The sequence below is a fragment of the Sorangium sp. So ce375 genome (genome assembly GCF_051473855.1).
Classification (GTDB): Bacteria; Myxococcota_A; Polyangia; order Polyangiales; family Polyangiaceae; genus Sorangium.
In genome coordinates, this window is the sequence record NZ_CP150335.1 from 8229414 (window position 1) to 8251061 (window position 21648).

Sequence of the window (21648 nt, forward strand, 5' to 3'; positions counted from 1 at the left end):
TCGTCACCGATCGCCCCCCGTCACGCTCGTGTCCGTTGCCGGTCGAGGTTCCGACGGGGTCGCTCCCGGCTGCGGCAGCCGGAGATCCACGCCGGGCGTCCCGGCCATGCCCTCTCCCACCCCCGAGGGTACACCACTCGTGCTCGCCCGGGCGACGTCCCTGTGCACGACCGTGATCGGGAGCCCCGTCTTCCGCCGCAGGCTGTCGCTGAGCGCGTTGGTGAGCACGACGGAGCGGTGCCGGCCGCCGGTGCACCCGATGCCGACGGTGAGGTAGCTCTTTCCTTCGCTGGCGTAGCGCGGCATGCAGAACGAGAGGAGCTGCTCCGTCTTGCAGATGAACTCGAGGGCATCTGCGTTCTTCAGGATGTACTCCCGCACCGGCTCGTCGTTCCCCGTCAGCTCGCGGAGACCGTGGACGAAATACGGGTTGTCGAGGAAGCGGACGTCGAAGAGCAGATCGGCGTCGAGCGGGATGCCGTACTTGTAGCCGAACGAGACGAACCGGGTGGACATCCGGGGCGCGTCGACCTTCGCAGGGCGCAGCCGCTCGATGACGACGCGGCGCAGATCGTGCGTCGACAGCCGCGTCGTGTCGAGCTCGATGGTGGCCCGGGCCCGCAGCGACGCGAGCCGCTCGCGCTCGAGGAGGACGCCGTCGAGCATCGCGATGGCGCCGCTGCCGCCGGTCGTCAGCGGGTGCGGGCGCCGGGTCTCGCTGAAGCGCCGGAGCAGCGTCTCGTCCGAGGCGTCGAGGAAGAGGATCACCACGTCCCGTCCGGTCCGGATCGAGTCGAGCGCGGCCGTCGCGCCCGCCAGGAAGGAGCCCACCCGGACGTCGATGCCGAGCCCGATCCGGGTGATCCCGCCCGACTCGCACGCCTCGACCGCCGGCTGCACGAGCGACGTGGGCAGGTTGTCGACGCAGAAGAAGCCGAGGTCCTCCAGGGCGTGGAGCGCCGTCGACTTGCCCGCGCCGGACAGGCCCGTGACGACGACCACGCGCCCCGACGCGCCGTCGAGCCCGTGCAGGCCGTGCTGCTGCTGATCGCCTCCGTTGCTCACCCTCGCCTCCTCGGCCGCGGCAGGCTCACGGACGACTCCGTGGGGCTGAACCCGGAGCTCGGACGATCAGGGGGCGGCCTGCCCCGATCCCCGGGCGGCCGGAAGGCGCTGCTCGGGGGGCTCGGCGCGTCCACGCCGCGGCCTGGCGGCGGGGGGCGAGGCGGGCCGGGCGGCGCGGCGCTCCGCGAGGCGCCTTCCTCCGCGAGCCTCGCCGGCGGCGGGATCGACGACTCCTCCGGCGAGCGCTCGCGGAGCAGCTCGCCCTCGACGTTGCCGAAGAACTCGCGGGCCGCGTGGAACCCGGCGTTCTTCAGGAGCTCGTTGCGGGCGGCGACCTCGAGGATCGAGGCCATATCGCGGCCCGGGCGCACCGGGATGACCAGCTCCCGGATCTTCACGCCGAGGATGGTGTGGTACCGCTCGTCCAGCCCGAGCCGATCGTACTCGGTGTCCTTCGACCACTCGACGAGCTTCACCACGACGTCGATCCGCTTGCGCTCGCGGATCGACGTGACGCCGAAGAGGTCCTTCACGTTGAGGATGCCGAGGCCACGCACCTCGAGGTGGTACCGGAGGAGCTCCGCCGGGGCGCCGAAGACCATGCCGGGCGGGCGGTAGTCGCACTCCACGGCGTCGTCCGCCACGAGCCGGTGGCCGCGCATCACGAGATCGAGCGCGCACTCGCTCTTGCCGATCGCGCTCGACCCCATGAGCAGCAGGCCCACGCCGAAGACGTCGACGAGCACGCCGTGCAGGCGGAGGCGCGGCGCCAGGCGATCGTCGAGCAGCGCGTGGAGCGCGGTGATCGTGGCGCTCGATCGCACCGCCGACACGACGAGCGGCGTCCCGCTCTCCTCGGCGCACTGCGCGAGCTCCGGCACGGGGACGAACCCGATGCCGGAGCCGTTCGCCTCGAACGGCTGATCGCCCTGCGTGACGATGACGCAGCACAGGCCGAGCTCGAAGAAGCCGCGCAGCGACAGGAGCCGGTCCTCGCGGGAGAGCTTGTGGAGGAACGAGAGCTCGGTCTGCCCGAGGATCTGCACCCGCGTCGGGACGATGCCGTGGAAGTGGCCGACGAGCGCGAGCCCGGACTTCTGGATGCGGGTGTTCATGATGGGCCGGTCGAGGCCCGCGGCGCCGGCGATGAGCGTGAGATCGATGCCGAGCCCCTCGTCGGCCATCAGGCTCCGCACCGCGATGGCGGGGCGGTCCGCCCGCCCTCCGCCGGTCGAGGGGGGCATCCGGCCGCCTCCTTCCCCTTCATGTCCGCCGCTGCGCGAGCCGCTCATGACGCCGACCTCCCTTCCTCGGCGGCGATGAGCTCGAACGCCGCCCGCCCCGTCGAGGCGCCGAGCAGCCGCCGCCGGAACGCCTCGTCTCGCAGCAGCCGGGAGATGCGCGCCAGCGTCTTGAGGTGCTCGCCCGTGGCGCGCTTCGGCCCGATCACGGCGACGAGGATGGACACAGGCGCCCCGTCGATCGCGTCGAAGTCGATCGGCTTCGGGCAGATCAGGACCGCGCCGGTCAGCCGATCGACGCCCTCCATCGCGCCGTGGGGGATGGCCACGCCGCTCCCGACGCCGGTGGACTGCAGGCGCTCCCGCTCGCCGAGCACCCGCTCGATGTCGTCGGCCTTGACCCCTTGCTGTCCTGTCGCGAGCAGGGCGGCGAGCCGGTGGAGCGCGTCCGCCTTGGAGCGGACGACCCCCTCCTGCTCGCTGGCGACGGATACCTGGTGCGCGGTCAAGATGTCGCGGACTTGCATGCTGATTTCGGCGCTCGGGCGAGGTGAGAGGGCTCAGGAACGGCGCGCGTGGCACGGTCGGCGCGGCGCTCGGCCAGGGCCAAGCGAGCCGATGTGGCCATCGTACCCTGGGCACTTCGGGTACGCGACTCAAGGACGCTATCGCGGCGAGCGGTTCCGGAGGGAGAGTTCTTCGCGCCGCGATCGCTGGGCGACCGCCGCGGCCCCCCGGGCAGGTCGCGCCCGCCGGGTGAGCCGATGGCGGCGAGCGTGGCGGGAGCGTGCCGCCTCGGCGGCGAGCGGCGGCTCTTGCGGCGAGAGCGCGCCGCGGCGGCGACGCGCGCGGCGGCCCTGGCCCCGAGGCATGCCGCCTACGCCGAGCGGCGGCTCACGTGGCGGGAGCATGCCGCCGCGGCGACGCGCGCGACGGCCCTCGCTCCGGTTCGCGCGCCGCGCCTCGGCGACGCGCGCGGCGCCTCACGATCGGGTGCGCCCCGAGGCGGCCACCGCTTCGCGCTCCACCTCGACGGCGTACTCGCCGGCGCTCGTACCGCCGCGCTTGCGCGCTATGGTGTGCCCCTTCCCATCGCGGATCTGCCGCTCCAGCTTGTCGTGGACCATGTCGATCGATGCGTACATGTCCTCACCCCGTTCGGTCGCATGGAAGGCCAGACCGCCGGAGGAGATGCGAACGTCGGCGACGTGCATCAGCCCCTCGACGGAGAGGGTCACCTGCGCCGTCATCGCCTGCCTAAGGAACTTCTGGAGCTTGGCAACCTTCTCATGGGCGTACTTCTTCACGGCCTCGGTACCCACCATATGCCGGAACGTGATCGTGATGTTCATCGGGTCCAGCCTTCCTTCCCTGATGCGTAGATGAAACAATCGACTACGGCTACAGAGCACCCCTCCATCTCCATAGTAACACTGATGTAGAGCTCTGGTCTGCACTCAACGTGCGTGGCGCTTTCGTTTTTGTTTGGCGTCGTTCCGTTTCCGCTCACCGTGACGTGTTTCGCCGTGTTTCGCCGTGTTTCGCCGTGACTTGCCGCGTCTTGCCGCGGCTCGTCACCTCTCGGGCACCTCGGCGTGCCCGCGCGTCACCGCGGCTTGCCGCGCCGCGTCCTGAGCGGCCGTGCGCCTCCTCTTCAACAAGCCTTGGCACGCCCCGCTTGTTCCAGCGCCCGGCGCACCGTGTGTGGTGCATGGCCCGAGGCCAGCGCGATCTCGCCGATCGTGGGAGTGCGCCCGAGCTCGGCCGCGAGCCGCCTCGCGCTCACGAGGACGGCGCGCAGCACCTCGACATCGCCCCGATCGAGCGGCTCGGCGACGCGGAGGCCCTCGGACTCGAGCCGGTCGATGATGTACTCCACCTCCTCGTACGAGACCGGCCGGCGGTCGACGACTTCGGCGATGTCGTTGAGGTCCACCCGACCGGTCGACCTATGGCGTGTAAGGAGCTCCTGGATCATGTCGTCGATGACAGGCGGCACGGGGCTAGGGTGCCACCTTCGCGCAGGCGGTGCACGCGCTTGCGCGCGCAAAAACAAGCGTAAAGCCGAGCGCAAGACCGAGCTGATCGAGCGCCTCGACGCCGCGCTCCGCGGAGCTCCCGCGCAGCCTCGCCGCGCAGAGCCTGGCCAGCCGGCTCGCCCGGCGCGGGCCCGTGCTCACAGCGCTCTGCGGTCGCCCTCTCCTCTCCTCGCCTCGTCCCCCTCGGCATCTCTATCTGTTCAACAACGTTTCCGTCAGGATACGCGAGGTGTGATAGACACGTAGGCGTCATCGAGCGGATACATATCAGGAGATCTTCCATGCGCTGGGCCCCTCCCGAATCGCGATCGCGCTATGCGATCCGCGACCATATCGAGGCGAACCTCGATCCGGTCAAGGATCACCAGGAGATCGCATTTCTCTCGACCTGCTATGATTTCCCGTGGGACACGCAGCGCGCCCTCGAGCTCGCGCTGTTCCGGGTATTCGGCGTCGCGAAGGGCACACCGCTCCTGGTGCAGACAGGGGAGTTCCTTCAGCGGACCCAGAAGCGCTACGACGACACGGTCCTCATCCTCTCCGAGATGCTGGAGAACGGATACGACAGCGAGCGGGGCCGGGCGGCGCTGCGGCGCATGAACCGGCAGCACGGGCGTTACACCATCCCGAACGACGAGTACCTGTACACGCTGTCGACGTTCATCTTCGAGCCCATCCGCTGGAACGCGCGCTTCGCCTGGCGGGCGCTGCTCGAGAAGGAGAAGCTCGCGGCGTACCACTACTGGAAGCAGGTCGGGACGCTGATGAACATCAAGGATATCCCGCCGAGCTACGAGGCGTTCGAGCGGTTCAACGTCGATTACGAGGCGGAGCACCTGCGGTTCTCGGAGGACAACCGGAAGCTCGCCGTCGCGACGCGGGACCTCGTGCTGGGCTGGGTGCTGCCGAGGGCCCTATGGCCGCTCGGGACACCGGTCATCCATGCGATGATCGATGATCGCCTGCTCGACGCCACCGGGCTGCCGCGGCCACCGCCCGGGCTGCGCGGCGTCGTGGAGGCGGCGCTCCGGGCGCGCGGCCCGCTCTTGCGGGCCATGCCGCGCCGGCGCTCGCCGCGCCTGCTCACAAAGCGGAGGAACCCCACTTACCCGGACGGCTACCGCATCGAGGACCTCGGCGCGCGGTGACAAGCGCGCGTCCACGCGCCGGCGAGCCCAGCCGCAGCGCAGCGCGAGAGGCCGCCTGCCGGCTCAGGGCAGCTGGCGCCGCAGGAATTTGAGCGCCTCCCGGGCGGCGGGGTTCACCGGCTCGTAGACGTCCGGGGTCTTCCTGAGCGGCGCGCCGATCGGCTCGCCGGGGCGGACGCCGAGGATGCGCTCGAGGTCCTCCAGGAGCGATTGCATCGAGTCGTAGCGGTTCCCGGGGGCCTTGCGGAGCGCCGTGGCGACAAGCGCCTCGAGGCGCCGATCGATGCCGGGGCGGATCGTGCTGAGCCGGGGGGCCGGCGTGCAGGCGTGCTGCGCGACGACCACCACGTCGTCCGGCGAGGAGAACGGCAGCTGGCCGGCGAGCATGCGGAACATGGTGACGCCGAGGGCGTAGACGTCGGTGCGGCCATCGATGGGATCGGCGAGGGCCTGCTCCGGGGCCATATAGGGGACGGTGCCCAGCACGAGGCCAGCGGCGGTGGCCGGGCCCGTCTTCACCTTCGCAAAGCCGAAATCCATCATCTTGAGCACGCGTGGGCCGCCCTGGGAGCGCACGAGGAACAGGTTGTCCGGCTTCACGTCGCGGTGGATGATCCCGGCCGCGTGCGCCGCGGCGAGCGCCGACGCCGCCTGCCGTATCAGCGGCAGCGCGACGGCCTCGCTCACGGCCACCTCGCGGCGGAGCAGGACGCCGAGCGACTCGCCGGTGAGGAGCTCGAGCACGATGAACGGGGACCCGTCCTTGCGCTCGCCCGCGTCGAGGACCCGGACGATGCTGGGGTGCCCGAGCGCGGCCGCCACCTCGAGCTCGCGGAGGAACCGCTCGCGCTGGGCCCGATCGGCGGCGAAGCTGCGGTTCAGGATCTTGATCGCGACCTGCTCCTTCGTGCGGCTGTCCGCGGCGAGGTACACGCGCGACATGCCGCCGGCGCCGATGAAGCCCTGGATCACATAGCGATCCTCGAGGATGGCGCCGAACTGCCGCGTCGGCTGCGCGGGCGGCGGCGCGGCCGACAGCGACTGGACGAGGCGCGCGCCGTCGTCGGGGCAGAAGCCGTACGAGCGATCGGTGTACGCGCGGTGGCAGCGCGGGCAAATCATGGGACCCACGTCATGATGGCGGCGGCGGCGGGGATCCTCAAGGGACTTGCGGGCGGGCGGCGCCCTCCGCGGCCCCGGCGAGGTGGATCGCGGCGCGCACCTCGGCTATGCGTGCGCCTTTCCTCGTCGACGCGACGATTCACCCCGAGATCGAGAGACAGCCCGTGACCTCACAGAAGCACCCTGCGACCCTCATCCCCGGCGACGGCATCGGCCCCGAGATCATGGACGCGACGCTGCGCGCCCTCGACGCGCTCGGCGCGCCTTTCGAATGGGAGACGTGCGTGGCCGGCATGGCCGGCGTCAAGGAGGCCGGCGACCCGCTGCCGCGGGCCACGCTCGACAGCATCCACCGCACGAAGCTCGCGCTCAAGGGGCCGCTCGAGACGCCGATCGGCGGCGGGTACCGCTCGTCGAACGTGCGCCTGCGACAGGAATTCAAGCTCTACGCCAACGTGCGCCCCGCGCGGACGCTGATCCCGGGCGGCCGCTACGACAACATCGACATCGTGCTCGTGCGGGAGAACCTCGAGGGGCTCTACGTGGGCTTCGAGCACTACATCCCGATCGGGAGCGACGAGCAGGCGGTGGCGATCGGCTCCGGCGTGAACACCCGGGTCGGCTCGCGCCGCATCGCCGAGTTCGCCTACGACTACGCGGAGAAGAACGGGCGCAAGAAGGTCACCATCGTCCACAAGGCGAACATCATGAAGGCGCTCACGGGCATCTTCCTCGAGACGTCGCGCGAGGTGAGCAAGTCGTACGAGGGCCGCGTGGCGACCGATGAGCGGATCGTGGACGCGTGCGCGATGCAGCTCGTGCTGAACCCGTGGCAGTTCGACGTCATCGTCACGACGAACCTCTTCGGCGACATCCTCTCGGACGAGATCGCGGGGCTCGTCGGCGGCCTCGGCATGGCCCCGGGGGCGAACATCGGCCAGCACGCAGCCATCTTCGAGGCGGTGCACGGCTCGGCGCCGGACATCGCCGGCAAGGGCGTGGCGAACCCGATCGCGCTCATGCTGGCCGCCGCGATGATGCTCGACCACGTGGGCCACCGGGAGCTCGCCGGCCGCCTGCGCGCCGGGATCGACGGGGCGCTGAACGGGGACGGGGTGCGCACCCGCGATCTCGGCGGCAAGGCCGACACGAAGGCGCTCACCGACGCCATCGTGGCGCGCATCAAGAACGGCTGAGCGGGCGCCGTTGCGCGGCGGTCCCCGCGCCTCCGCTGCCGGAGGCCGCGGGGGTCACCCGTGGCCCGGTGACGTCTCCGTGAGCGGGAGCGTGAAGTGGAAGGACGTCGTCTTGTTCACCTCGCTCTGCGCCCAGATCCGACCGCCGTGCGCCTCGACGATGCCCTTGCAGATGTAGAGCCCGAGGCCCGTGCCCGACGGGCGGCTCCTGGATCGATCCGAGGAGAGCCGCTGGAAGCGCTGGAACAGCCTCGGCAGCTCGTCCGGAGGGATCCCTGGCCCACGGTTCTCGATCGCGACCTCGAGCTCGGCGTCGCGGAGAGAGAGCGTCACGCGGGTCGGCGCGCTTGGGTCGCCGTACTTGGCGGCGTTGAGAAGGAGGTTTCCGAGCACCTGGTCCATGCGCGCCGCGTCCACGAGGACGGGCGGCACGTCCTCGTCCGCCGTCAACACGATCGCGCGATCCGGCCTCTCAGCGGTTGCGAGCTCGACGGCCGCGTGGAGCAGGCCGCGCACGTCCGTCGGCCGCCGCTCGAGGGAGAGATGCCTCGCCTCGATCTTGGAGGCGTCGAGCAGGTCTTCGGCCATCCGATCGAGGCGCCGGACGTTCGACAGGATCTTCTGGCTCCACGCCGTCGCACCGGCGGACTCGGGTAGCCGCGACAGCATGCCCGCGTAGGCGGAGATGGCGGACAGCGGTTGCTTGAGGTCGTGCGCCACGAGGGAGGTCCACTCCTCGCGGAGCCGTTCGATCTCCCTGAAAATAGTGACGTCCTCGTAGCTCGCGATGGCCCCGTGGATCGCGCCGTCCTCTCCCCGGATGGGGCCGGCGCTCACTACAACAGGGACGTAGCTCCCGTCCGTCCTTCGAAACCACAGCTCCTTACACGTCGTCCCCTCGCCCCGCGCTGCACGAACGAGGGGCATTTCAGGCAGCAGGAGCGGCCGTCCCCCCGGCTCGCACAGCAGCGCGCACGGCCCGATCTCCACCACCGCGAGCGGGTGCGGCCCGCCGCAGAGCTCCTGGCAGCGGCGGCTCGCGAGGAGCGAGGGGCCGCCGCGCTCGTCCAAGACGGCGATGGCGACAGGGAAGTCTTCGATTACGCTGCGCAGCCATCGCCGCTCCTCCGCGAGGCGCCACTCAACCTCGCGAAACGCAGCTTCGAGGGGCTCCAGCGTGCTCGCGCCTCCGACGTAGTCAACGCTCCCGGGGCGCGTTCGAGCGGGCGCAGCGGGCTCAGCGTCGGCGAGCGCGAGGGCGAACAGCGCGCAGAGGGCCCGCACGCACGGGAGGATCTCCTGGAAAGGCGCGCTGCGGCTCCCGAACGCGCAGAAGAGGACGCCGAACAGCCGGCCTGCGCTGAGCAAGGGCGCCGCGAGCACCCAGCAGGGCGCCATGCTGGCCGCGAGCGCGCTGAAGTCGGAGAAGCGCTCGCAGGCGGCCTGGTCGACCACGGCGTGCTCGACGCGGCGGCTCTCTGCGGCGCGCAGCACGAGGGACGACGTGCCGGTGAGGTCCTCGAGCTGTGCGGCGAACGTGCTCGACAGGCTGGAGGAGGCGAGCAGCCGGACCGGGCGCCCTTGGTCTTCCACCGCGACGCCGTACAGAAGCGAGAGGTCTGCGCCGAGCAGCCGGGCGGCCTGCTCGGCGATGATCTCGCGGAGCGCTTGCGGCTGAAACTTCCCTGAAAGCGCGGCGGCCGCCTCGACGACCATCTCGGCGAGCTGGGCAGTCGCGGATTCAGGCTCGCCGTCATCGTGGCCGAGTCGGTCGTGCGCTGAAACTTCCGCCACGCTTTCCCTCGCAGCCATGCCCATAGCACCTGCGCTGGCACGCGCCGCTCGACGAGCGACGCGCCATGTCTGCTCCCAGGGTACAGCATGCGCCGTGTGCCGAGGGAGGGCTATGTTCCTGTGCAGCGACGACTCGCGCGGCGCGGCGCGCGCTGAGCGCCCTGCGAGGGCAGAGAGGAGCGCGCAGACTGGTCAGCGGGAGGGGTCGAAGCGGCGCTTCGCCCAGCTCACGAGCGGGCTGTTGTCCCGGGTCCGCACGGCGCCGGGCGCGCCGCGGCGTTTCCGCCAGTCGCCCTCGCGGACGCGTCGACAGCCGGCGGCCTGCTCCATGGAAAGGAAGTAGGTCTGGGCTTCGCGGCCGTCGGCGAGGCGGATGGCTGCTCTCCGGTGCAAGACGGGGTGTCCGCGGTGCACGTCGAGCACGGCCAGAGCAGCCGGAGCGATGGCATAGAGCTCGCCGGTCACGGCGATGAGCCCCCCCTGGACGAGGGCGCCGCTCGTGCCGAGGTCGACGAGCGCAACCTGCGGTGTCGTGGTCGCCTCGCCGAGCGGGCGGGCTGACGCGACCCATTCGTGCTGGTCCTCGCCCTTCATGAGGTTGTCGTAGACGAAGAGGACGATCTCGTGGGTAGTCATTGGCGTGGTCCTCGGGGCGGGCTCGACGGCCCGGCTCAGACGCTCGCAAAGGGAGGGCGCGAGCGCAAGCTGGTCGGCCCCACGCTGACGTGCCGAGGGACGCTATAGCTCCAAAGGAATGTTGCACCCGCGTACCGTGAAGGCTGCGGCCCTCGCGGCGAATTTGCCAATTCCAAGGAGCATCCACCAGCTCCTGAGTTGCTCGACGCTCGCGTGACTCTCTCGTTCGACTCACGCGTTCGTCGTCGCGCCCCTTCCTGACACGCAGTGTACGAGCGTCGTTCGAGCGCCGTAGTCACGGGCAGCGTGCTCGCGAATAGAAGTCATTCACGGCCCCATCATCTAGCTTCAATGGCATCAATTCTCGACCGACTCGTGCTGGAGCGATGGTGTATTTGCCCCCCAGGCTCCCTCAGACGACCGCGAGCAACCTCAACCACTGTAATATTGTGCTGTCTACTGCACGCGCCCTGGTCCTGCGCCCAGCCGTTCGACACGCACGTCCCTCGTCGTCGGCCCCCCTCGTCGTGGCCCCCTCACCGCCGCGACCGGATCCCCCTCCCCCTTACCACCGTAGCGCCGGCGGGAGGGTGTGCGCGGCGGGGGCGGGTGGGCGCGGCGAGCACCGACGATGAGGCAGCCCTGAGGTCCCAGCGGGCGCGACGTCTCAGGCGCGCCTTGTGTGGCGCGCAACGCAACGTCCCAGCCGGCATGGCCCGAAGGGAGACATGCCGGGTGGTGTTCCCTGCGCAAGCTCTTCCGTCCCGGTCTTGGCGGATGGCCGAGCGCCCACCCGCCCCCGCCGCGCAGACCCTCCCGCCGGCGCGGGCTACCAGCTGACCACGAACTGCAGCGCGTCCGGCCCTCGCACCTCGACCGAGATGGTCGGCTTGGCGCCGTATCCCATGACGAGCGCCTCGAAGTTCCCCAGCGGGTATTCCAGCGTACTTCGGTGGTTGCTGATGTCGATCTGCACCTCCGAGGGCCCCAGCTGCCGCGCCCTGGCCAGCGGCCCCTTCACGAGCGCGCCCAGGCTCCCCGTGTAGCGCATCAGCGCTGCGCCCGGGTCGGTCGCGAGGTTCATCGTGATCCGCCCGAGCGCGCTGTCCCTGAACGCCGCGACCTGCTGCCGCGCGAGCCGACGGTAGCCCTCGCGCGAGCTCCGGTTCGGGTGCGAGAGCCGCGCAGCCGCGTCGTAGAGACGCAGGAAGTCGCGCGTCGGATAGTCTGAGAACGGCAGGTACAGCCCGCCCCTCGGCGGGCTCGACAACGTCGACACAACCTGTGCAAAACGCTCCCCGAGCGTCGCCGCCAGCGCGTTGAAGAACATCCCCTTCATCGCGTAGGACTCGGGGACCCCCGCCACCACCGCGTCGATGTCGATGTTGCCGAGGAGCGGATCGGACGGACGCACCTCGAAGGAAGCCCCGTTCGGCCCGACGAGCGGCCCCTGGCTGGACGGTGAGCTCGGCGGCACGACGCTCCGAGGCGCGGCGCGCATCACACCGCTCCTGGGGATCGGCGTCTCGTTCGCTTGCCGGTGCTGGTCGCTGCGGACCTCTTTCATATGGAGCTCGCCGCGAAAAAAAGACTCAACACAAGGGCCGCTTGCGGCAACCACTGCAGCGAAGGGCACACGCTCCACCTAGCAACGGCCATGCCGGCGGCGCGCCGTGCGAGTCACGGCGCGAACACGAGGTCCAGGGCGCATTTCCCTTGCATGGATGAAACGTTGATTCAGCGGTGCAACCGCGTGGTGACGACCGGGACGGCGCTGATCTCCGCTCCGGCCGGGGCACGCGTTTGCGAAGACACACCTTCACCGGCGTGCCGAGCCAAAGGCACAGCGCGTCAGCGCGCCGCGAGGCCCGCGTCAGCGCGCCGCACGTCTTGCGTCAACGCGCCGCACGTCTTGCGTCAACGCATCGCGAGACTCGGGTCAGCACACGGCGACTGCCGAGCTCGCGGATCCGCACCTCAGCGTCGAGCGCAGGGTGCCTGTCGATCAGGCGTTGTCCTGCGCCATCCACAGCGATGGGGTGAGGGCGACCATGCGCGGGCGTGTCGCGCCTCGCGCGCTCGCGCACGGCCATCGAGCGCGGCTGCTGACCGGACGCTGTCAGCAGCGCCGTCGTAGGATGCCGGCGCGCGTGGGCAGGAGCCCCGAGGAGGACCTCATGAATACAGGACTGGGAGGCGTGATCGTCTATGTGCCCGATGCGGTGGAGGCCGCGGCGTTCTACGAGCGCGCGTTCGGCTTCGAGCGCAGGTTCGTCTCCGGCGGCAAAGAATATTGTGAGCTGAAGGGCAGCGTGCCGCTCGGGTTCGTGCAGGAGGACTTCGCCCAGAAAGGCCTCCCCGAGATCGCGAAGAACCGGCCAGGCAATCGCCCCGCCGGGTTCGAGATCATCGTCACCAGCGAGGACGTCGACGCGGCGTTCACGCGCGCCGTAAAGGCCGGCGCAGCGCCCGTATCGGAGCCCCACGACAAACCCTGGGGCCAGCGTGTCTCCTACGTGCGCGACTTGAACGGCGTCCTCGTGGAGATCTGCTCGCCGTGGACCTCCCCATGAGCTCGCCGTAGCTCACCGCAAGAGGTCGCCCTCGCTCCCCCGATGGGCTCACCATGGCTCACCCCATGAGCTCGTACGGCCGTGAGCGCGCGAACACGAGCGACGCTGTGCGCCGTCCGCGGCAAGGATGCGCCAGCGCCCCTGACGGAGCTCTCCTGACAGGCTTCTACGGCAAGTCCTTGCCTCGCTTGACGCGGCCTGCTTAACCTCCCGCCGTGAACGCGAACGGACGGACACGGGTGCACCTGCTCGTGGCAGCAGCGATCGCCCTGCTCGCGGCCGGCCCCTCGGGGCTCGGCGGCGGGCCCGTCGCGGAGGCCAAGGAGCCGACCCGGGCAAAGAAGACGAAGAGCTACGAGTGCCGCGTGCAGAGCCCGCAGAAGTTCCTGAAGCGGCGCACCTTCGTCCAGAAGGGCATGCTCAACCCGAAGAAGCACGCCCGGGCGGTCCGCTACCTCGCCGAGAACTACGGCCACGTCGAGACCGAGGAGACGCGGCGCTACAACTCCGAGAGCGCCCACTCCCAGGCGACGGCCGTGCAGTTCATGGGCCTCCCGCTCTCCATCCACGAGAAGATCGCGCCCGCGCTCCACTGCGTCGAGAAGCGGATCCGCGCGACGTGCACCCGCAAGTCGCGCCGCTACACGCCGCGCGCGGTCGGCGGGTTCCGCACGGCGAACAGCTACCGCGGCGCCGAGATCTCGAACCACCTCTTCGGCATCGCCATCGACATCGATCCCGACCGGAACCCGTGCTGCGGCTGCGTCGATCCGTGGCCCACGAGCCCGCTGTGCCAGGAGAAGAAGCGCACGGCCTACGAGCGCACGGCGCTGTCCCGCTGCTGGATCAAGGCGTTCGAGCGCTACGGCTTCGACTGGCTGGGCCACGACGACCTCGAGGACACCATGCACTTCGAGTTCCTCGGGGATCCCGACCGGATCAAGAAGAAGTAGCGCGCGGCGATCGCGATCACGCGCCGCGGCCGCCCCCGCGCCGCGAGAGCCGGCGCGCGCGCCGCTCCGCCGCGGCCTCCGCGAGACGGCGATCGTCGTCGGTCTCGAGGCGGAGGGGCGGCACCGCGGTCGGCCGCAGCGACGCGTCGACGGCCACGAATGTCACGAAGGCCGTGACCGTGGGCCAGACGTCGCCCGTGGTCGCGTCCTCCCCCTCGACCGACACGAGGATCTCGAGCGACGTGCGGAAGGTCGCCGTCACCCGCGCGGTCAGGCGGGCGACCTGACCGACCCTGATCCCACGATCGAACGAGAGGTCGTCGATGCCCGCGGTGACGACCGTGCTCCCGGTGTGCCGCTGCGCGCAGATGGCGGCGCACAGGTCGATCCACGCGAGCACCTGCCCGCCGAAGATCGACCCGAGCGCGTTCGTGTGCGTCGGCAGGACGTACTCGGTCATCGTGGTGACCGACTCGGAGACGCGCTTCTCGTGCTGGGCCTTCACGCGGCATGCGTATCACGGGCGCCCCCTCGCGCCAGAGCACGCCGGCCCGCGCGAACCGCCCGGCCTCAGCTGGAGGTCGATGCCCTGCCAGGGTTCGGGAACGACGGCTCCTCGGGGGCGGGCGAGCGGCCCGCGGTCGCGCCGACCGACGACTTCGTGGGGATCGACTGGCCCGGGGGGCCCGTCGGGAGCGTGGGCTCGTCCTCCAGGCGCACCGACGTGACCTTCAGCCGCGCGAAGATCGCCTCGGCCTTCTCGTTCATCGTCACCGCCTCGCGCCGCGCCGCCATGTTCGCCACGAAGCTGCGGTCGGTCGTCAGGAACCGCGCGTAGGCCTGGAACGTGCGCGCGAGCTCGAGCTCGTTCCCCGTCTCCTCGAAGATGCTCACCGAGCGCGCGAAGTACGCGCGCGCGCTCTTCGTGTGCGCGCTGCCCCAGCCGCCCGCCGCCGTGATCTCGCCGAGCGTCCGGAGCGCGATGCCGAGGTGCACCTTGCTCCGGACCGAGGCGAACAGATCCACCGCCCGGCTGATCGAGTCGCGCGCCTTCTCCAGATCGCCCCGGAGCATGTAGGCCTTCCCGAGCGCGCGCCGCGCCTCGGCGAGGCCGAGCCGGTCGCCGAGCTCGTCGCAGAGCTCCTCGGCCTGCTGCAGCACGCGCACCGCCTCGTCGGGATCGCCGCTCCGGTAGAGCGTCCCGCCGATGTTCGTCATGATCAGCGCCGTCCGGTTGCGATCGCCGACCTGACGCGCCACCTCCAGCGCCTCCTCGAAGAGCTCGAGGGCGCGGCGGTGATCGCGCTGATCCTGCGCGATCATGCCGAGGTTGTTCAGGCTCATCACGACGCCGAGCAGGTCCGAGATCTCGCGCCGGATCGAAAGCGAACGCTCGAACGTGTTGAGCGCCTGCTTGAACTCGCCCGAGTCCTGCAGGGCGAGCCCGAGGTTGTTCAGCGACAGCGCGATCGAGCGGCGATCCCCCATCCGCTCGCGGCGGACGAGCGCGTCGCGCAGCCATTTCAGCGCCTCCTGGTACTCGCCCCGGAGCCAGTGCAGCTTGCCGATGTCGTCGATCGTCGAGGCGATCCCCCGCTCGTCCCGCGCGCCCTCGAAGAGGCGGAGCGCGGTCGTGAGGTGCTTGCCGGCCTCGTCGAGCGAGCCGCTGTCGCGGAAGAGCCGCCCGATGCGGTTGTGCGCGGCCCCGCCCTTGCGCCGGTTGTCGAGCCGGTAGGCGAGCGTCAGCATCTCGCGGAACGCGGCGAGGGCGTCGTCGATCCGCCCGGCGAGCTGGAGGACGTCGCCGTAGTCGTGGAGCGCGTCGATGCGCCGCGCGACGTGCGCGTCGCCGAGCAGCGACAGCCCGCGCGCGTAGTACTCGGCCGCCTTCGCGTTCGAGTAGCGCCCCCGCGCCACGTCGCCGGCGTCGAGCAGCGAGAGGCCCGCCCGCACCGCGTCGCCGATGCGCTCGCGGTGCGTCGCGAGCTCGGCGAGGAACTCCTCGCTCGCGCGCACCGCCACCTGCTGCTCCAGCCACTCGGCGATCGCGTGGTGGTACCGCCGCTGGGCCGCGGCGCTCATCCGCTTCTGGAGCGCCTCGCGCTCCTTGGCGTGCACGAACACGTACTCGTCCGAGCCCGCGAAGCTCGACTCGCTCTGCTTGCGCAGGTAGCCGCGGTCGCACAGCGCGCGGAGCGCGGCGTTGATCCGGTCGAGATCCTTGTCGCTCTGCTCCTCGCCCCACAGCTCCGGGGCCTGACAGCCGGCCCTGCCGAGGACGAACAGCGCGCCGCTCCAGAACACCGGGCCGATCGTCGCGGCCTGCTCGAGCAGCTGCCGGCCGTCGTGATCGAGCGCGGCGAGGCGGACGTTCACGGCGTCCTCGACCGTCATCGGCAGGCGCGCCGTCGACAGCTTCCCGAGGTGCACGCGCCAGCGCGCCCCGCCCGCGGAGTCGGGCGCGAGCTCCTCGATCACGCCCTGGTCGTGGCAGATGCGGACCATCTGCTCGAGCAGCGCCGGGTTGCCGTTCGCGAAGGAGCAGGCCGCCTCGACGAGCTCGGACGGCACGCCCGGCTGGCCCTGCGACTCGGCCCGCCTAACGTCGACGACGTCGACGACGTCGATGATGACGACGTCCTCGCCCCCGCGCGGCGCGCAGGGCGCGAGCAGCGCCCTCGCCAGCTCCGCCGCGGCGCCCTCGCCGAGCGGCGTGAGCTCAAGGAGCGTGTGGCGCCGCTCGCCGACCTTGCCCCAGTCGTCCTGGCGCGTGAGCAGCTCCGGGCGGGCGGCGCAGACGAGCAGGACCGGGCCCGCGAGGTACTCGATGAGATAGCGCAGGAGCGAGAGCGAGTCGTCGTGGGCCGCGTGGAGGTCCTCGAAGACGAGGCACAGGGGGCCGTGGACGGCGTCCGCCTCGAGGAACGCCTTCAGGACGGCGCGGCGGATGAGGTCGGCCTGCGCGGGATCGTCCTGCACCGCGCGGGTGAGCGGGCTGTCGCCGAACGCGAGCCCGATGAACTGGCCGAGGAAGTAGATGACGTCCCCGACCTTGCGGTCGCCCATCACCTGCGCCACCTGCGCGCGGACCTCGGCGCGGGCGGCGTCCTTGTCCATGCCGTCGAAGAGGCCGAAGCGGGCGCGCAGGAGCCGCGTGAAGACGCCGTACGCGGACGCCATGTCGCCGGCGCTGCCCGTGATGACGCGCAGCGCGGCCGAGCCCTGGCGCCGCCGCTCGAGGAACTCGCGCGCGAGCCTGCTCTTGCCGATGCCCGGCGGGCCGACCAGCGTCACGGTCCGCGTGGAGCGCTCCCGCTCGACCGCGTCGAGCGCGCGGGCCAGGGCCGACAGCTCCGCCTCGCGCCCGATCAGCGGGGCGAGGGCGGGGAGCGCCGCGCCAATTGCACTGTCCTCTCGGCTCATCTCCTGGCCTCCACGTCCCCGGGTGCCGCAGCGCCGGACACGATGTCCGGAGCCTATACCAGGTTCGGCTTCGGTGGCGCGTGCGGTAAGCTGCCCGGCGTGGATGGCGAGGGCACGGGGACGTCGCGGAGCACGGGGAGCACGGCGCACAGCGCCGCAGAGATCCGCGGGCGCATCACGGCCTGCTTCAGCCTGGCCGAGCTGCGCCGCTTCGCGGAGGAGCTCGGGGTGCCGGACATCCCCTGGGAGCGGGGGATCCAGGGAGCAGCGCACGAGCTCGTCCGGCGCTTCGAGCAGCGGCGCGAGCTCGGGCCGCTCGTCGATCGGCTCCGCGCGGCGAGGCCGCTCGTCGAGTGGCCCGACACGCCGACGGTGCCGTCCGCCGCGTCGATCGAGCCGGCGCACACGGACATCCCGCGGCCGGCGCCGCTGCCGAAGCTCCCGCAGATGCCGACACCCTCGCCTGCGCTGGAGGTCCCGACGCTGGCGCCGCCGGCGATCACGCCTACCCCGCGGACGCCGAACGTCACCGGGCCGGAGCCCACGAAGGCGCGGTCGCCCGGCGCCGCGGGGCCGGGAGGTGCGCCGGCTCGCGCCCCGCGCCGCATCGACTCGCGGCTCGCGCTCGCCGCCCTGGGGCTCGTCGCGGCCAGCCTGATCGTGGCCTTCCTGATCGGCAGGGCGTCGAGCGCGTCGGGCGACGACGCGGCGCGCGGGGGCGCCGCGAGCGCCGCGTCCGCGAGCGCCGCGTCCGCGAGCGCCGCGCCCAAGGGCGCTCCGCCGTCGGCGGCGCGGCCGGACGGGGTCGCGTCGCGCGCGGCCGCCGCGATCGACCGCCGGATCGAGAGCTTGGCGCGGGCGTGCGAGATCCAGCCCGGCTCGGCGGAGGACGTGATGCGCCGCGCCCTGGAGCGCTGCGGGCCGTCGTCCGCCTCGGCGGCGCACCGGACCGCCCCGGCGCAGCGGAGCGATCCGCCGGCCGCGCAGGCGCCGGCCGCGCAGGCCTCTCCGGGGGCGGAGCCCCGCGCGGCGGCCGCGGCCGGCCTTGCGCCCGCCGGCGGAAACACCGGGTGCGTGGGGGCGTGCGAGCGGCGACACAAGGCGTGCAGGGCGACGCAGTGCGGTAAAGAGCCCACGCAGAGCACGCAGTACCAGCGTTATCAGAGCTGCCTGTCGGACTGCCTGGAGCAGGCGTCCAAGTGCCGCCTCGGCTGCCTCTGAGCCCAGGGCGGCGCGTCAGAGCGACGGCCCGCTGCGGCGCATCACGCTGACCGTGGCGGTCGGCTCGTGCTCGGGGCAGCCGGTGCGACCGGAGCGGCTCGGGTCGAAGTCGATGCGGAGGCAGGTCTTGCAGACGCAGAGATAGGCTTCGTGGAACTCGCGGAAGTTGAGGATGTCCGCGGCAAAGAGGCTGAGGACGATGTCGCTGAGCAGGTCGTCCTCGCGCGGGCACGGCTCCCAGGGCCCGGGGCCTCCGGTGGGGCGCACGCGCCCGCCGTCGACGGCCGCGGCGAGGAAGCGATCGTCGGCGGTGGGCGGCATGAAGGCGCGGAGCGCGGCGAGCACCCGGAACCGCGCCGCGTCGACGAGCTCCTCGATCTCGGACGCATCCGGGGCCGCCGGGACCTGAAGGCCGAGCGCCACGTGCTTGGAGAAGCCCTCGGTCACGTACGCCGGCCGCTCCATCTTCCCGGGCGCCACGAGGTGCTTCTCGAACCAGCTGGCGAGCGCCGCCGCGCTCCGGGGAGGCCTGCCGACGAACGTGAGCGCCGCGAGCAACGCGCGACGATCGTGATCGCTGGCGACGAGCGATGGCGCGGATGGGAGCGTGGGAATCGCGGTGTGGAAGTCCTCTTGCCGCATGAACCCCTCTTGTTCCGCCCCAGTCTGCCCGAGGACTTCTGTCGGGGTCTAGGCGCCATAGCGCCCTGGTCAGAGATTGCGGAACTCCCTGCAATGCACCGCGTTACCCGCCGTTCGCCGTCATGGTGAGTGGCGCGCGGCGCACGGAGGGTCTCAGTCCGTGATCTTGAGTGCTCCGCTGTCGTCGAGCGCGCCGCTCGCGTCGGCGCCGTCCGAGTCGGCCTCGATCTCCACCTCGGACGCAGCCGGGCGTAGGAAGGACAGATCGAGGCCGCCCATCGGCTGCTGCTCCGCCGCGCGCGCGGCGGCGAGCGGCAGCGCCTCGGCGCCTCCGGCGCGCGGGGCGGCGCGGCGCGCTTCCCGTTGAGCTCGCCTGTCGTCAGGGCGCGATGGCTGCGCCGGCTCGCGCCGGCTCGCGCCGGCCTCGCGAGCCCGCTCCGTCGCGGGCGCCGCGGCGGCCTTCGGGGTGCGCGCGGCCTCGGCGCGCGCGGACGGTGACGGTGTCCGGAGCGCCCTGTCCGTCTTCCTCGCCCTCGCTACGCGCGCGCGCGCGTGGGAGGGTGCGTTCTTCGCGAGCTCGATGCAGCTGCCGCGCATGGCCGCGGGGCAGGAGATGCGCACGTGCATGTGGTCGTCGTGCGCCTCGGCGCCCGTGGGCTGCATCATGGCGAGCTGCGCGCGGACGATCAGCGCGCGGGAGACGCCGATGCGCTTGGCGTGGGCGATCAGCGCGGACCGGAGCGGATCGGAGATGAAGATGTGGCTCACGCGGGCGCGGGGATCGGTGAGCAGGTGCTGGACGAGCAGCCAGTTGCGCGGCAGGTCGAAGCGCGCCCCGGGCACGTTGGTCGAGGTGAGCCGGGCGTCGAACCGGAGGAAGAGCGGCGCGTGGACCTGCTTGCCGCGCGCGTCGAGCGCGTAGAAGCCGAGGTCGACGTCGCGGCCGCTCTCGTGGGAGTTGTGGCGGTGGACCTCGCCTCCGCGCTGGCGCGACAGGTCGCCGACGTCGAGCACGGCGCCCGGGAAGCGCTTGGCCACGCCGCGCGCCGCGCGCTCGATCATGCCGACGAGCGCCGGCAGCCCCCAGCGGACGTCGGCGCCGGCGTAGGCGGGCACGACGCGGAGGTCCTTGCGCGATGTGTCGAGCCGCACGCCGCCCTCGAGGCGCCCTTCGTTGGGGTGGCCGACCGACGAGGCGGGCGCCTTGGGCGCAGCCTTCTCCCTGGCCTTCTCGGGCGATCGCGGGCCCACATCGCCGGCGCGAGGCCGGTGCCCCTTGCTCTCGTCCTTCGCGAGCCGCGCCCGCGGCGCGCGCGGCGTCGCTCCGCGCGCCTTGGAGGCAGCGGCGACGTGGCGCGGCGGTGCTTCCGCGGTGGGGCGCGCGTGCGAGCGCGCCGGCGCTTCGGGCGCCGCGGCGGCCGCCCGGGAGCCAGGCAAGGAGAGCGCCAGGATCGTGAACAGCAGGGAGAGCGGTCGAGGCACACGGCTGCGTTACGGGGTTTCGTTAGGCCGGGCCAAGAAGCCGGCGCCGCCTGACCGCGCCCGTCGAGGGCCGCGCCGGAACCGTGCGCTAAACACGCGCGAAACACACGCGGAACACGCACGGAACACGCGTTGATGGACGCGACAAACACCTCTTGCACCTCGGACACACACGAGGGCTCTCGGCGAGCGCGGCCGAAGCGCGGCTCACCTCGCGGCGCCGCGCCGCGGCCGGCGCCGCCCGGCCCCTGTGCCGCGCTGCGGCGCCGGCGCCACGGCATACCGCCGCGGCAGCGGAGGCTTTTGCCTCGCGGCCAGTTGGGCTACCTCTCGGTCGGCCATGGACAAGGTCTACAAGAGCGCGCTGGACGCCGTGAGAGACATCCCGGGCGGCGCCACGATCCTCTCGGGCGGCTTCGGCCTCTGCGGCATCCCGGAGAACTGCATCGCGGCGCTCCGGCAGCTCGGCACGAAGGATCTCGTGGTCGTGTCCAACAACTGCGGAGTCGACGCCTTCGGCCTCGGGATCCTCCTTCAGAACCGGCAGATCCGGAGGATGATCTCGTCGTACGTCGGAGAGAACAAGGAGTTCGAGCGCCAGTACCTGAGCGGCGAGCTCGAGGTCGAGCTCACGCCGCAGGGCACGCTGGCCGAGCGCATCCGCGCCGGCGGCGCCGGGATCCCTGCGTTCTACACCCCGACCGGGGCGGGCACGGCCATCAGCGAGGGCGGGCTGCCGGTGCTCTATGGCCCGGACGGCGCGGTGAAGAGGTACTCCGAGAAGAAGGAAGTGCGGCAGTTCGACGGCCGCGACTACGTGCTCGAGCCCGCCATCCGCGGCGACTACGCGCTCGTGAAGGCCTGGAAGGGCGACCGGTTCGGCAACCTCGTCTACCGCCACACCGCCATGAACTTCAACCCGATGATGGCGATGGCCGCGAAGGTGACGATCGCCGAGGTGGAAGAGCTCGTCGACGTCGGCTCGCTCGACCCGGACCACATCCACACGCCCGGGATCTTCGTGCACCGGATCTTCCAGGGCGAGCGCTACGAGAAGCGGATCGAGCGGCGGACGGTGCGCAAGGCGTCGGCCGCCTAGGCGCGGGGACAGGG

At 71.6% G+C, this 21648-nt stretch carries 19 protein-coding genes; 6 read left to right on the top strand and 13 right to left on the bottom strand.

The annotated features are described in order from the left end of the window. Positions 1–3: 3 nt before the first annotated feature. From rapZ to WME90_RS30465, 5 genes are all read right to left on the bottom strand, one after another. Positions 4–1065 (bottom strand): RNase adapter RapZ, encoded by a 1062-nt coding sequence (gene rapZ, locus WME90_RS30445; protein ID WP_437275528.1) that lies wholly within the window; start codon positions 1063–1065, stop codon positions 4–6. Then, on the bottom strand, positions 1062–2309 hold the full coding sequence (hprK, locus tag WME90_RS30450; protein ID WP_437275529.1) for an HPr(Ser) kinase/phosphatase: 1248 nt from the start codon (positions 2307–2309) through the stop codon (positions 1062–1064). Before hprK ends, rapZ begins: the two co-directional genes overlap by 4 nt. Positions 2310–2353: 44 nt before the next feature. After that, positions 2354–2833, bottom strand: a complete 480-nt coding sequence (locus tag WME90_RS30455) for a PTS sugar transporter subunit IIA (protein WP_437275530.1) — start codon at positions 2831–2833, stop codon at positions 2354–2356. A 456-nt stretch (positions 2834–3289) separates the two neighbouring features. Further along, on the bottom strand, positions 3290–3658 hold the full coding sequence (hpf, locus tag WME90_RS30460; protein WP_437275531.1) for a ribosome hibernation-promoting factor, HPF/YfiA family: 369 nt from the start codon (positions 3656–3658) through the stop codon (positions 3290–3292). Positions 3659–3960: 302 nt separating this feature from the next. Next, positions 3961–4305 carry a sigma-70 domain-containing protein gene (locus tag WME90_RS30465; protein WP_437275532.1) on the bottom strand — a complete coding sequence of 115 codons (345 nt, stop codon included), beginning with the start codon at positions 4303–4305 and terminating at the stop codon, positions 3961–3963. A gap of 321 nt (positions 4306–4626) precedes the next feature. Between WME90_RS30465 and WME90_RS30470 the strand changes: the two genes are divergently transcribed. Continuing rightward, positions 4627–5493 (top strand): oxygenase MpaB family protein, encoded by an 867-nt coding sequence (locus tag WME90_RS30470; RefSeq protein ID WP_437275533.1) that lies wholly within the window; start codon positions 4627–4629, stop codon positions 5491–5493. A 63-nt stretch (positions 5494–5556) separates the two neighbouring features. On the opposite strand, the gene WME90_RS30475 is transcribed toward WME90_RS30470, so the two are convergent. Continuing rightward, positions 5557–6615: a serine/threonine-protein kinase gene (locus WME90_RS30475; RefSeq protein ID WP_437275534.1), complete on the bottom strand. Its 1059-nt coding sequence runs from the start codon at positions 6613–6615 to the stop codon at positions 5557–5559. Positions 6616–6779: 164 nt separating this feature from the next. Between WME90_RS30475 and WME90_RS30480 the strand changes: the two genes are divergently transcribed. After that, positions 6780–7811, top strand: a complete 1032-nt coding sequence (locus WME90_RS30480; protein ID WP_437275535.1) for an isocitrate/isopropylmalate dehydrogenase family protein — start codon at positions 6780–6782, stop codon at positions 7809–7811. Between the two features lie 54 nt (positions 7812–7865). Here the strand turns inward: WME90_RS30480 and WME90_RS30485 are convergent, their stop codons facing one another. The 3 genes from WME90_RS30485 to WME90_RS30495 all read right to left on the bottom strand — a co-directional run bounded on the left by WME90_RS30485 (position 7866) and on the right by WME90_RS30495 (position 11808). Then, positions 7866–9623, bottom strand: a complete 1758-nt coding sequence (locus tag WME90_RS30485; protein ID WP_437275536.1) for an ATP-binding protein — start codon at positions 9621–9623, stop codon at positions 7866–7868. A gap of 174 nt (positions 9624–9797) precedes the next feature. Next, entirely contained in the window at positions 9798–10241 is a 444-nt protein-coding gene (locus WME90_RS30490; RefSeq protein ID WP_437275537.1) for a gamma-glutamylcyclotransferase family protein, read from the bottom strand. A gap of 829 nt (positions 10242–11070) precedes the next feature. Next, positions 11071–11808, bottom strand: a complete 738-nt coding sequence (locus WME90_RS30495) for a DUF2378 family protein (protein ID WP_437275538.1) — start codon at positions 11806–11808, stop codon at positions 11071–11073. Between the two features lie 610 nt (positions 11809–12418). Between WME90_RS30495 and WME90_RS30500 the strand changes: the two genes are divergently transcribed. Then, positions 12419–12814: a VOC family protein gene (locus WME90_RS30500; RefSeq protein ID WP_437275539.1), complete on the top strand. Its 396-nt coding sequence runs from the start codon at positions 12419–12421 to the stop codon at positions 12812–12814. Between the two features lie 215 nt (positions 12815–13029). Beyond that, positions 13030–13767 carry a M15 family metallopeptidase gene (locus WME90_RS30505; RefSeq protein ID WP_437275540.1) on the top strand — a complete coding sequence of 246 codons (738 nt, stop codon included), beginning with the start codon at positions 13030–13032 and terminating at the stop codon, positions 13765–13767. A gap of 16 nt (positions 13768–13783) precedes the next feature. Here the strand turns inward: WME90_RS30505 and WME90_RS30510 are convergent, their stop codons facing one another. Then, on the bottom strand, positions 13784–14272 hold the full coding sequence (locus tag WME90_RS30510; RefSeq protein WP_437275541.1) for an acyl-CoA thioesterase: 489 nt from the start codon (positions 14270–14272) through the stop codon (positions 13784–13786). Positions 14273–14337: 65 nt separating this feature from the next. Beyond that, positions 14338–17190 carry an ATP-binding protein gene (locus WME90_RS30515; RefSeq protein ID WP_437275542.1) on the bottom strand — a complete coding sequence of 951 codons (2853 nt, stop codon included), beginning with the start codon at positions 17188–17190 and terminating at the stop codon, positions 14338–14340. Between the two features lie 42 nt (positions 17191–17232). Between WME90_RS30515 and WME90_RS30520 the strand changes: the two genes are divergently transcribed. Then, positions 17233–18411: a hypothetical protein gene (locus tag WME90_RS30520; RefSeq protein ID WP_437275543.1), complete on the top strand. Its 1179-nt coding sequence runs from the start codon at positions 17233–17235 to the stop codon at positions 18409–18411. A 15-nt stretch (positions 18412–18426) separates the two neighbouring features. On the opposite strand, the gene WME90_RS30525 is transcribed toward WME90_RS30520, so the two are convergent. Beyond that, positions 18427–19053 carry a hypothetical protein gene (locus WME90_RS30525; RefSeq protein ID WP_437275544.1) on the bottom strand — a complete coding sequence of 209 codons (627 nt, stop codon included), beginning with the start codon at positions 19051–19053 and terminating at the stop codon, positions 18427–18429. Positions 19054–19206: 153 nt separating this feature from the next. Next, entirely contained in the window at positions 19207–20535 is a 1329-nt protein-coding gene (locus tag WME90_RS30530) for a penicillin-insensitive murein endopeptidase (RefSeq protein WP_437275545.1), read from the bottom strand. A gap of 340 nt (positions 20536–20875) precedes the next feature. Between WME90_RS30530 and WME90_RS30535 the strand changes: the two genes are divergently transcribed. Next, positions 20876–21634, top strand: a complete 759-nt coding sequence (locus WME90_RS30535) for a CoA transferase subunit A (RefSeq protein WP_437275546.1) — start codon at positions 20876–20878, stop codon at positions 21632–21634. Positions 21635–21648: the final 14 nt, after the last annotated feature.